This window comes from Tepidisphaeraceae bacterium (genome assembly GCA_035998445.1).
Taxonomy (GTDB): Bacteria; Planctomycetota; Phycisphaerae; order Tepidisphaerales; family Tepidisphaeraceae; genus DASYHQ01.
The window spans coordinates 17,528-28,924 of the sequence record DASYHQ010000022.1 but is presented as its reverse complement, the minus strand read 5'-3'; the positions used below and the strand labels follow the sequence as shown (position 1 = coordinate 28,924).

Sequence of the window (11,397 nt, the reverse complement as noted above, 5' to 3'; positions counted from 1 at the left end):
ATTGTCATCCCGATGGGAGCCTTAGCGACCTGAGGGATCTCGAACTGCCTAGCGCCGCCGGCCGTGGGAGATCCCTCAGGTCACCTTAGGCTCCCTTCGGGATGACAGTCTGCGCAGCGCAACGCCGCGACGCGACCGCCTTGGGATTTGGTCCTCGGTCCTTCGTTGGTCATTGGGACTTGGTCATTCTGATTTCTGAGCTCCCATGACCCTCGGCCTGCTCCTCGTCTGCATCGCCGCTGCGATGATCGGCATCACCAAGAGCGGCTTCGGCAGCGGGTTGGGGCTGATCGTCGTGCCGATCATGGCGCTGGCCCTGGCGACCAAAGACGTGGCCGGCCTCGGCCCGGAGGCCACGCTCGGCCTGATGCTGCCGTTGCTGATCGTCGGCGACATCATCGCCCTCACGCAACAGCGGAAGCACGTCAGCCTGATCCTCGTACGAAAACTGCTGCCGGCCACCATTGTCGGGGTGGCGGTGGGGGGATGGTTCCTCTACCTCGCCCACCAGCACAAGGCGCTGGCGGCGGCACTGATCAACCTCGATATCGGGTTCGAATCGATCCTGCTCGTCAGCCTGCACTGGTACCGCCAGCTCACGAGCGACCGCGAGACGGTGTACGTGCCCAAGCCGTGGCACAACCATTTGACCGGCGCGTTCGCCGGCATCAGCAGCACGCTGGCGCACGGGGCGGGGCCGATCATCGCGCTCTACCTGCTGCCGCAAAAGCCACCTCGGCAGACGTTCGTCGGCACGTGCGCGGTCTACTTTTTCCTGTTGAACACGATCAAGCTATCCGCCTACGTGTTGGCCGGGCAGTTCACCGCGGCGCCGCTGTCGATGACGGTGAGATTCGTGCCGCTGGTCCTGCTGGGCGGGGCCATCGGCTACCTGCTGAATCGGCGCATCAGTGACCGGCTGTTTTCCAACATCGTCTACATCGGCACGTTCGTACTGGGATGGTACTTGCTATACCTGGGATTGCGGGACATCTACGCGTACCGATACGGGACGTGATACCGCCGGCGAACGGTACAAACAAAAACACGGGCGAGCCGCCCGTGGTACGTGTGAATCAGAATGTATCGAATCGAGGGGCTACCGCAGGCGGTGGCGCAGGCGTTTGATCTCGTCGTCCATGTCCTGCAGTTGGCGGTTCAGGACGCGCTTGTCGGCCTCGTTGCGCACGTGTTCGATGCGCCGCCGAAGGTCGCGCGCGTGCATCTCCAGGCGCTCGATCTGGGCGATGATTTCGGATTCTGAGGTCAGCAAGGTCACAGTCGTCTCCGTCGTCGTTCCGCTAAGTCAATCTTACGCCACGAATTAGCCGCGGGCAATTAGCGTTATCGGATCGGGAGAACTGGGACTTTGCGGGAATTCTCACATAGCCACCGGCTTGCGGGTGTTCTTTGTGTTCCCCTAAGAGCAGAGAAGACCACCGGCAAGCCGGTGGCTATGTGCGCCGGTTCACGCGGCAAAACCGGTTGTAGCGATCGTCTTGATCACGCGGGCGGGCACGCCGACCACGGTCGCGCCCGCGGGCACGTCGCTGATGACCACCGCGCCGGCTCCCACGATTGCGCGCATGCCGATCGTACGGCACTGGATGACCTTCGCGCCCATGCCGACGAATGCGCCCGCCTCCACGCGCACCCGGCCCGCCAGCGCCGCCATCGGGCAGATGTGCGACCCGGCGGCCACCTGGCACTCGTGGTCGATGGTCGCCGACGTGTTGACGATGACCGAATCCGCCAACGTCGCCTCGGCGCATACCACCGCGCCCGCAGCGATCACGACGTTCCGGCCGACCGTTGCGCTGCTCGACACCACGGCGGCCGGGTGGATCGCGTTGATCAACTCAAACCCATGTTCCAGCAACCGGGCCGCGTAGGATGCGCGCACGGCGTTGTCCCCGATCGCCACGATCGCGCCGCGAATCTTCTGCTGCCGTAGTTTTGGCAGCAGGTTGGGCGCCCCCAGCACCGGCAGCCCACCAATGGTCGTTCCCGCCAGCGACGGATCGGCATCGATAAACCCCACCGGCCGATGAAGCCCTGCGGCGCGCAGGATGTCCAGAACGACCTTGCCATGCCCACCGGCGCCGATGATCAGCGTGTCCATGTAACGGTTATCGGACGATCGGGCGCTTCGGCTGGAGGCGGTCGATTTTCATCTGAGATTCGCCGTCCGATAAAATTGCCCCTTATGGCTCGCCGGGCTATCATCCGCTCGCAACTGGAGCCGCGTTCCGTTTTGGATGGGACGAGGTGAGCCAGTGATAGAACCTGGAATTGAATCCACACCCGTGCAGGAGGCACACCCATGGCGGAAGCCAACCCGACCGATTTCCCGACCGTCCTCGGCCCCGACGCGAACTTCAAAGGTGAGCTGTCGTTCGAGAAGGGCATGCGCCTGCAGGGCAAGTTCGAGGGCAAGATCAACACGCCCGGCCGGCTGCACGTGTCGCGCGAGGCGCGCCTGAGCGCCGACGTCGATGCCGGCGCGATCATCGTGGAAGGCGACGTGAAGGGAAACCTGTCTGCCGCCGACCGCATCGAGCTGAAGGCCACCGCCCGCTATGAAGGCGATCTGCGCGCCAGCAAGCTGGTGGTCGACGAAGGCGCAGTGTTCGCCGGTCACGTGACGGTGGGCCCCGAAGCGATCAAGAACCGCCCGCCGCAGGGCGGTAACATGGGTCAGGCCCGCCCCCCGATGGGCCAGCCCGCCGGTAACGCCGCCGGCATGCCCCCGGCAAACCTGCAGGGTCAGCCGCTGAAGTAACGTTTTTGCGGAGTGCGGATTGCGGGGTGCGGATTGTGAATGCAACAATCTGCTTTCTCAATCCGCACTCTGCACTCTACAATCCGCAATCGCAATGTCTCGCATTCCCTCCTACGGCTCATCGACGCCAGACGACCGCGTCCCGATCGTCTGCCTTCACTGCGGCAAGACCAACGAGGTCGGCCGCAAAGCGATGACCGTCACCTGCAAGTTCTGCTACAAGTCGCTGAACCTGCAGGACCTTCAGTTCAAGGGCTACGAGGCCCGCCGGGCCGTGGAGACGGTGGGGATCGTCACGGTCGAGAAGAAGGGCAACGTCATCACCGACCGCGTGCTGGCCGGCGGGTTGATCGTCCGCGGGAAGCTGAAGGGCGACGTCACCAGCACTGGACCGGTGTTGATCGGTCCCGATTCGGAACTGAAGGGCAACGTCACCGCCCCCTCGCTGGCCGTCGGCGCCGGCGCGATCCTCGACGGCCAGTACAAGATCGGCGACCCCAACGAACTGCCGAAGTAACCGCGGGCCGCGCCGTCCCTCAACCCTCCTCTGTTTAGCCGCGGGCTTGCCCGCGATGTAGCCCCGTCAATCGCCGGCAAGCCCGCAGCTAAACGTTGCTGCGGTTAGAACGGTTGTGCGCTAACGGTCCATCGTCCGCGCGCGATCCACTCTTACGAGAACGATTATCGCGGGACCAGGAACCCCAGATGATGGGCCGCGTGGACCCTGTGGATGCTGATCCACTGGTCCCGCGTCAACCTGCCAAGCAGCGGGCTCGGGTGAAACGTCGCTCCCGGTTCGAGGATGCGCCGCACCGCATCGGCCAATGCTTCGGCCGCGGCGGCGTCGTCGGCGAGGTTGGCAGCGGGCATGAACGCCGCCGGGCCGTCGAGGCCTTTTGGCATCGTTTTCATCCGCAGGATCAGGGGTTTCGCCAATCGGCCAAAAAGGCGCAGCGGCCAGCCAAATCCGGTCTCGCCAAACCCGTCACGGCTCATCGTCATGAGCTTGGTCAGGTGGTCGCAGACCTGGGCCAGGTTCCACTTGCCGGCGCGGTCATAGCCGCGTTCGAACAAGTGGCGGGCATCGGTCACGGCATCGTCCAACGTGGTGAATTGCAGCGGGCGGCGTTCCATGGCGCAAGTCTAGACGGAAGTGCGTTCAACCACCAAGAACGCCAGGAGTGTAAACGATGGAAGTACGAGTTGCTTCCGGTCCATCTCCCGCAAGCGCCGGGAGAGGCCAGGTGAGGGTGATTTCGATCTGCCTCACGCGCGGCGAAAGGCATTGCCCACGAATGGGCACGAAGGAACACGAATGAGATAAGAGGCAGATGGCCTTCTCTTCCTTTCGTGCCCATTCGTGGGCAGTTTCGCTATTCGCTACGACCCCAGCACCTGCAGCAACTGCTGCAACTGCTTCTTCTGCGGGTCATCGGGATTCGCCTGCAGGTATTGGTCGAGCAACTTCGACGCTGGCCGGGCCAGGCCGCAGCGGGCCAGCACCAGCGCCAAATCGCGCTCAAGTTGATGCTGTTCCGGCCAGAGCAGGATTTCCAGTTCCAACATCGCGGCGACGTCGGCGTAATGGCCCGTGTTCGTGAAGACGTTCAGCAGGTTCTGGATCATGCGCGTCAGCCAGTGGCGGTTGCTCGCTGGCTGCACGTACTCGTCGCTCCACTCCTCGCTGTCACCCAGCAGCAGCTTCACGCGATCATGGGCCTCCTCCTTCGTCACCAGCTTGCCACCGGCGAACGGGTCGACCAGCATCAGCGTTTCGTTGGTCGCAATGGCGGCCATGAAGTGGCCCGGCAGCGCAACGCCCCATGCATCCAGGCCAAGCCGACGGGCGACGTCGACGTAGATCAGTGCCAGCGTGATCGGCAGCCCGCGCTTCGATTCCAGCACAGCCGCGATGTTGCTGTTGAGCGGGTTGTAATAGTCCTCGGTATTGCCCGTAAAGCCGAGCTCATCGAAGAGGAACTCGTGCATGTGCGCGATCAGCGCCTGCTCCTGTGGGCCGCGCACGCGCGACTGGATCATGTCGGCATAGCCCTGCAGGATTTCCTCGATCTTGCCGCCGTCGACCTCATCCACCTGGTGCATCGCAACCGCGATCGCACCCTGCAGTAGGGCCTCGGGCGCTTCAATATCTTCAAGTTGACGGCTCATCAGGTCGAACGCCACTGGCGAGCAGCAGAGCGGTATGTGTGGCTTCATGGTGCAACTCCTTGGTTCGTCCCATTCCTCCCTCGTACATCACACTTACGTATGCACGTGGCGTGCCGTAGTGCGACCGTAGAAGGTCGTGGCGATCAATCTTAGGAGGGTGGTGCGACGGAAGTCTTGCGCCCAGCGAGGATCAGGGCGTCATGAGCCAGCGATAAGTAAACAGTATTACACTGAGCAGCGCGCCCTGCGTGACCGCGATTGCAGCAAGCAGCGACCAGTGGGAAGGTGGGGTGCTGACCCGTGTCGCAGTGACGCGATCGGGCCGTTCGTGAAGGACCGCCGCGATGACGAGGTTCGCGTGGAATCGCCCGATCTGCAGCCGCTGCGCGACCCGCAGCAGGCTGTGCCGATTGACGAGCGGCTCGCGCGCGACGCAATCGCGCACGTGATCGACGAATCGCCGGACGGCGGCTTCCTGATCGGGTGGAACACCGAGCAGCGCGGCTGGGCAGACCGTTACGGGCGTGGGAAGCGTTGAGGCGCTGTCTGAGGTTTCGTTGCGCGATGCGTACTGGCGCGACGAGGGAAACTGGTCGCTAAAGCGGCCAGCCTGGCGGGAGGTGGGGGGCACCTGCGCTGGCGCGGGTTGCGACAACGCCTGTAGCGCGCGGTGCATGCGCGTGGGTTGCCCGGCGTACGCGTGCCGCAACCGCCTGGCCTGACGGCAGTATTCGACGGCGGCGAGGTTGGGAGCAACGTCCGAACGCACAGCCCAAGTTTAACGACCCCGCGCACCACCGGGACGGGAAATCTCCTGACGCGCCAGGAAACGGCTGCGCCGCGGGCAAAGATCGGCAATCTAGGCGTCTCGTATCGCTTGTCGGGGCAATCGATCAATGATGGGCCGATCGTTGATGGGCCGATCGTTCGCACGTTAGTGGTGGCGAGAACTGCGGGCGTTCGAGTAGGATCGCGATCACACCGCGCCGATTGGACCTCTTTGAGCCGACGAACCTCTATTACCTGGTTGAAGCGAACTCTGATCACGCTGTCGATCCTCGTGATCGCCGTCGCGTTGGTCGGCATGTACCTCGTTCGGCGAGCACCCGATTTCTACGCCCGGCCCAACCTGTCGCCCGAACGCCGGGCGACGCTGGCGCGGGAGGCGCAGAACCAGCTCATTCGCGCCCGCGAGTTCGCCCAGTCCGCCCGTGTCGCCGAGGTCCGCAGCGCGACCAATCCCGCCACCACGCGACCGGGACCGATGGTGGTCGACTTCTCGCAGGACCAGATCAATTCCCTGATCGAAAAGTGGGCCGAACTGGACGACTGGCGGGCCGGTTACGAGAAGTACGTGCGCGATCCGGTGATCATCTTCCAGAAGGACCGAATCATCCTCGCGGGGCTGGCCAAGGACCTCGGCGCAGTCGTCAGCCTGCACTTTGCGACGCACGTCGACGAACAGGGGCAGCTCATCCTGGACCTGGAGCGCGTGCTGGGCGGCAACCTGCCGATGCCCGAGTCGATGTACAGCGGCTACCGCGAGAAGCTGGTGGGCGGCCTGCGCGGCAAGCTGGTGAACTGGCAGCGCGAGGCGGCGCTGAACCCCGACGGTACCGTGAACGACAAGGCCGTCGTCGCCGGCATGGCCAAGATGCTGCTGGCGGGACTGACGCAGAAGCCGGCCGACCCTTACATCTTCCTGCCCAACGGGCCCGGGGGCAGCGGCGCTGTGCCGATGCGCGTGACGAAGTTCGACGTGCTGAACGACAACGCCGCCTTGACGATCATGCCCCTGAACACCGCCGAGCGCCAGGCGATGATGCAGCAGCTCAAGCAACCCTTGCCCAGCGGCGCCGCGGTGAGTGCGGTGAATGAATAGGGGCTTATGGCCCATGCGTCATCCTGGGCAGTTCCAGCCAAGTTTGTCATCCCGAGGGGAGCGGTAGCGACCCGAGGGATCTCGAATGACGAGCGATTCACGCCATTGGGAGATCCCTCAAGTCGCTACCGCTCCCTTCGGGATGACAGAGTCATTTGAGTGGACGCTCGGTTTCATGGGCACTCCCTCGAGTGAGGGGCATTTCTGGTTTCCGGAATAGTCTGCAATTCGGGATCACCCTCACCTAGCCTCTCCCGGCGTACCAGGGAGAGGGGCCGGATGGCACTCGTGGGGATCAGTGTTGCCCGCTGCAGGAACTGCGCTCTTCAAGCAGGTCCTGCGCTATTCCACCCGCCATCTCGTTCATAGCCGCATCGCCCGCAGAATTCCCGGATCAGCGTAGATCCGCTGAAATCGTAGGCTTTTCGCACGTATTTCCTCTTTTGGCACACCACCGGCGCCACATTGGCACGCCGCTTGTATTAGTCACTCCGGGTCTGGGAAGACTTTCTGGGAGCGACTGAATGGAACAGGTGATGAACGATCTGGGTGCCCGCGTGTTGAACGCTGCACGTTTGGCCGTTGCGATGCACCTGAGCCAATCGACCCCGAATGAGAACGCGCACCGGCAGGTGGTGATCGGCGGAGCCGGTCCACGCTTTGTCACGGATGGCATGCCGGGCGCACCGGTGGATCGTGCGGCACGGGACATGTCCCGTGCCGCACGTAAGCCGGTTGAATAGGGACCTCACGACGTCGCGTCGGGCTTCCAACTCCTGAAGGTACTGGTCACAGAAGTGGCGAGCCCTTGGGATGAGGGCTTCCGATCGTCACCTCGCGGGTCGGTCTGCATTTCAGACGGAAAATTATGCTGTACGGAATGTACCTCTCGGCGTCGGGCGTGATGGCCAATTCGCACCGGCAGGACGTGATCGCCAACAACCTGGCCAACAGTGAGACCGTCGGCTTCAAGCGCGATTTAGCGCTGTTCATGGAACGCCTGCCCGAATCGCAGTCGGGCCAGCGGCCCGGCGCCTACTCCGACCCCATGCTCGACAAGATCACCGGCGGGCTGCTCATCGCGCCCAGCAGCATCGACACCTCGGCCGGTGAACTGGAAACCACAGACGCGCCGCTGGACGTCGCCATCATGGGCGAGGGCTACTTTTCCGTGAAAACCGGTGGAAAACAGCACCTGACGCGCGACGGCCGGCTGATGGTCGACCGCGAGGGGCACCTCATCCAGGCCGGCAGTGGCGCCAAGGTGCTGGACGTCGAAGGCCAGCCGATCGACCTCGACCCCGCCCGCCTGACCACCATCGCCACCGACGGCGCCGTGACCCAGGACGGCGAGACGATCGCACGGCTCGGCATCTTCGAGATCACCGACCGTTCCCAGATCATGAAGACCGGCGGCAACATGATCCGTGTCGCCGACAACGCCGTCCTGAAGCCCGCTGCGCCCGAACTGCGCATCGGCATGCTCGAACGCGCCAACGTCGACCCCGCCAGCGAACTGTCGGCCTTGATGGAATGCCAACGCGAACTTGAGGCCAACGCGAATCTGATCCGGTATCAGGATCAATCGCTCGGACGGTTGATCAACGAGGTCGGGAAGGTCGGATAGTGTTTGATCGCTGGCCCCAGTGACGTTCAAAGCAGCAAAATCCCAAGTCCCAATGCCAAACAAATGACCAAGCCTCAATTACCAATGGGGCGGTGGCTTGTTTCGTTCCATAGCGCGGTCTGTCATCCCGAGCGGAGCCTAAGGCGACGGGAGGGATCTCGACTGCACGAAATCGCTGGCCGTTCGAGATCCCTCAGGTCGCCAAGGCTCCCATCGCGATGGCAAATGGTGCCACTGGCGACTTGTGGGTCACGCGGATCGTCCTTTCGCCATTGGGACTTGGTACTTGATCATCTGTTGGGCATTGGGGCTTGCAATTTCATTCCCTCCTCCTTCCCCTCCCCAGAAATTTCAATAATCCTCCTCCCATCCACCGTCCGATAACAATTCCATGGCTATAACCGCCCTGAATGCCGCTGCGACCGGGTTGAAGGCGCTGTCGACCAGCATCGACGTCACCGCCAACAACCTCGCCAACGCCGAAACGACCGCGTTTAAGCGCAGCCGGACGAACTTCGAAGACCTGATGTACCTCACCCTGCGGCAGCCCGGCACCACCAACGCCGCGGGTGAGGTCTCGCCGGCCGGCACGTTCGTGGGTTTGGGCGTGCGCGTCAGCAACACGCAGCTGGACATGAACCAGGGCTCGATGGAACGCACCGACCGCGCCCTCGACGTCGGCATCCAGGGCGACGGGTTCTTCAAAGTGAAGATCATGGATTCCGTGGGTGACGGCACCGGCTATACCCGCAACGGGAACTTCTTCCAGAACAAGGACGGCGACCTCGTGCTGGGCATGGGCGACGGCTACCGCGTCATCCCGCCCATCAACATCCCCGCCAACGCCACCGACCTCACGATCGCCGAGGACGGCACCGTCACCGTGCTGCAGGCCGGCCAGAACGTGCCTACCACGATCGGCCAGCTCCAACTCCAGCAGTTCGTCAACCCGCACGGCCTGAAGCTGCTGGGTGGCAGCATCTACATCGAGACGACCGCCAGCGGCAACCCGATCGAGTCCAGCCCGGGCGAAGACGGCGCCGGCAAGCTGCTGCAGTTCTTCCTGGAAACCAGCAACGTCGACCCGGTGAAGGAGCTCGTCTCCCTCATCAAGACCCAGCGGGCGTTCGAGCTGAACAGCCAGTCCATCCAGAGCGCCGACCAGGCCCTGCAGACCATCAGCAACCTGCGCCGCGGATAACCCGGTAACGCGGTCGCGCATCGCACGCCGTAGAAGACGAGGCCCCTATGCAGCGAGTTGGTTTCCTCATCAAGGTTCGCCCCGAGCGACTGGTCGAGTATCGCCGGTTGCACAACCCGATCTGGCCCGAACTGCAGGCCGTCCTGAGCGACGCCGGCATTCGCAACTACAGCCTGTGGCTGTCACCCGACGGCACCGAGTTCGGCTACCTCGAATGCGACGACTGGGCCGCGGTGTGCGCGAAGTTGGAACGGTCCGAGGTGCACACGCGCTGGCAGACGTTGATGCGGGACTTTTTGCAGACGAGCCCCGACGCCGGACAGGCCGGCCAACCGATTCAGTTGCTCGAGCAGGTTTTCACGCTGGAATAGCCTGAAATAGATCGCATTTCGCAATTGCAGAGGCAATTCGATGAACGACATGACCCAGCCCATTGCCGATCGCCGCCGCTATCGTTCGCTGATCGCGCTGGCACTTTGCGTGACCGCGACGGTCGCCGGGCAGGCCGCGGCGCAATCGACTTTGGATGACACCGCGCCCGCGCCCATCGCGACGCCTCTGGCGCTGCCCGCGACCGTGTTCATGACCGACGCCAGCCGCCTCGCCACCGCGGTGGTCGAGCTGCGCAGCGAGGCGAAGGTGTACGGCCAGGAGATCCGTTTCAAACAAATCGCCCGCTGGTCCGATGCCGACAACGCCCTGATGCAACCGCTGGGCGAACTGATCGTTGCCCGCGCCGAGGACGAAACGCCGTTCCGCTCGCTCACCGTCGAGCAGGTGCAGACCGTGCTGTGCGATGCGGGCATCAACCTCGCCACGCTGCGATTCACCGGCGCCACGAGCTGCCGGGTGGCCCGGGCCGACGTGCGCTTCGACGAGACCGAGGCCATGATGGCCTGGGCCAAGCCCAACGAACCGATGGCGGTGGAAGCGGTGGATGACCTGATCATGGTGGCACCATCGGGCACCGCGAAACCGCAAGCGACTCCAGCGGGCCACCGACTGAACGGGGCGGACGACCTGGTTCAAACCAGCCCGCGCTCGCTGCGGGCGCAGCTGGTGTCCGACCTGGCGTCGCGCCTGAGCCTTGACCGGGCCAACCTACAGCTCACCTTCAAGCCCACCGACGAGAAGGTGTTGAACCTGGCAGAACCGCAGTTCCGCTTCACGCTCGACGCCCGCCGGGTGCGCGCGCTGGGCACGGTGGTGTGGGACGTAACCATTCTCACCGATGGTGGCCAGCACAAGACGACCATCCAGGCCGACGCCAAGGCGTGGCAGGACCAGGTGATCGTCGACAAGCCGATCGCGGCCCGGCAGGTCATTCGCGCCGACGACGTCACCACCCGTCGGGTGCTCAGCGACGAAACACCGACCGACACGCTGGTCTCGCTGTCGCAGATCGTCGGCCAGCAGGCGACGCGCAACCTGCCCGCGGGCGCGCTGATGACCGCACGGCTGATCCAGGCGGTGCCGCTGGTGCGGGCGGGGCAGCTGGTCTCGGTAACGCTCGGCCAGGGTGGCATTCGCATCAAGACCGTCGCGCGGGCGGCCGAGTCGGGCACGTTTGGGCAGACGATCAAGGTGAAGAACGAGACGACCCGCGACGTGTACGACGTGAAGATCACCGGCCCGCAGATGGGCGTCGTGGGTGACCTGACCGACCACGACGTTGCGCTGGCGCAGTAGGGCCCGCGCAACGCGGCCGCGACCAAAAGAAGCACGATTCAAGCTGT

General features: G+C 63.9%; 14 protein-coding genes. 9 read left to right on the top strand and 5 right to left on the bottom strand.

The features are described 5' to 3' along the window. The first annotated feature begins 205 nt into the window (after window positions 1-205). Window positions 206-1,018, top strand: coding sequence for a sulfite exporter TauE/SafE family protein (locus VGN72_09920; protein HEV7299670.1), 813 nt, complete (start codon window positions 206-208; stop codon window positions 1,016-1,018). An 81-nt stretch (window positions 1,019-1,099) separates the two neighbouring features. Here the strand turns inward: VGN72_09920 and VGN72_09915 are convergent, their stop codons facing one another. Continuing rightward, a complete protein-coding gene (locus tag VGN72_09915; protein HEV7299669.1) occupies window positions 1,100-1,279 on the bottom strand; it encodes a hypothetical protein in 180 nt (59 codons plus the stop codon). A 189-nt stretch (window positions 1,280-1,468) separates the two neighbouring features. After that, complete coding sequence (locus VGN72_09910; GenBank protein HEV7299668.1) at window positions 1,469-2,122, bottom strand: acetyltransferase; 654 nt, start codon at window positions 2,120-2,122, stop codon at window positions 1,469-1,471. A 201-nt stretch (window positions 2,123-2,323) separates the two neighbouring features. On the opposite strand from VGN72_09910, the gene VGN72_09905 reads away from it, so the two are divergent. Together VGN72_09905 and VGN72_09900 are read left to right on the top strand one after the other, a co-directional pair. Next, complete coding sequence (locus VGN72_09905) at window positions 2,324-2,782, top strand: polymer-forming cytoskeletal protein (protein HEV7299667.1); 459 nt, start codon at window positions 2,324-2,326, stop codon at window positions 2,780-2,782. A gap of 94 nt (window positions 2,783-2,876) precedes the next feature. After that, a complete protein-coding gene (locus tag VGN72_09900) occupies window positions 2,877-3,299 on the top strand; it encodes a polymer-forming cytoskeletal protein (GenBank protein HEV7299666.1) in 423 nt (140 codons plus the stop codon). 164 nt (window positions 3,300-3,463) lie between these two features. Here VGN72_09900 and VGN72_09895 read toward each other — a convergent pair whose 3' ends face one another. From VGN72_09895 to VGN72_09885, 3 genes are all read right to left on the bottom strand, one after another. Continuing rightward, window positions 3,464-3,916, bottom strand: coding sequence for a DUF1569 domain-containing protein (locus tag VGN72_09895; protein ID HEV7299665.1), 453 nt, complete (start codon window positions 3,914-3,916; stop codon window positions 3,464-3,466). Window positions 3,917-4,162: 246 nt separating this feature from the next. After that, a complete protein-coding gene (locus tag VGN72_09890) occupies window positions 4,163-4,999 on the bottom strand; it encodes a transglutaminase-like domain-containing protein (protein ID HEV7299664.1) in 837 nt (278 codons plus the stop codon). 142 nt (window positions 5,000-5,141) lie between these two features. Next, complete coding sequence (locus tag VGN72_09885; GenBank protein HEV7299663.1) at window positions 5,142-5,720, bottom strand: hypothetical protein; 579 nt, start codon at window positions 5,718-5,720, stop codon at window positions 5,142-5,144. Between the two features lie 258 nt (window positions 5,721-5,978). On the opposite strand from VGN72_09885, the gene VGN72_09880 reads away from it, so the two are divergent. The 6 genes from VGN72_09880 (at window position 5,979) to flgA (ending at window position 11,350) form a co-directional block, all read left to right on the top strand. Then, complete coding sequence (locus VGN72_09880; GenBank protein HEV7299662.1) at window positions 5,979-6,833, top strand: hypothetical protein; 855 nt, start codon at window positions 5,979-5,981, stop codon at window positions 6,831-6,833. A 524-nt stretch (window positions 6,834-7,357) separates the two neighbouring features. Then, window positions 7,358-7,576 (top strand): hypothetical protein, encoded by a 219-nt coding sequence (locus tag VGN72_09875; protein HEV7299661.1) that lies wholly within the window; start codon window positions 7,358-7,360, stop codon window positions 7,574-7,576. A 125-nt stretch (window positions 7,577-7,701) separates the two neighbouring features. Then, the gene (locus tag VGN72_09870) at window positions 7,702-8,460 is read left to right on the top strand and encodes a flagellar hook-basal body protein (GenBank protein ID HEV7299660.1); all 759 of its coding nucleotides are present in this window, start codon (window positions 7,702-7,704) and stop codon (window positions 8,458-8,460) included. Between the two features lie 391 nt (window positions 8,461-8,851). Next, complete coding sequence (flgG, locus tag VGN72_09865) at window positions 8,852-9,661, top strand: flagellar basal-body rod protein FlgG (protein ID HEV7299659.1); 810 nt, start codon at window positions 8,852-8,854, stop codon at window positions 9,659-9,661. 47 nt (window positions 9,662-9,708) lie between these two features. Next, window positions 9,709-10,032: an L-rhamnose mutarotase gene (locus VGN72_09860; protein ID HEV7299658.1), complete on the top strand. Its 324-nt coding sequence runs from the start codon at window positions 9,709-9,711 to the stop codon at window positions 10,030-10,032. Window positions 10,033-10,081: 49 nt separating this feature from the next. Further along, window positions 10,082-11,350: a flagellar basal body P-ring formation chaperone FlgA gene (gene flgA / locus VGN72_09855; protein HEV7299657.1), complete on the top strand. Its 1,269-nt coding sequence runs from the start codon at window positions 10,082-10,084 to the stop codon at window positions 11,348-11,350. Window positions 11,351-11,397: the final 47 nt, after the last annotated feature.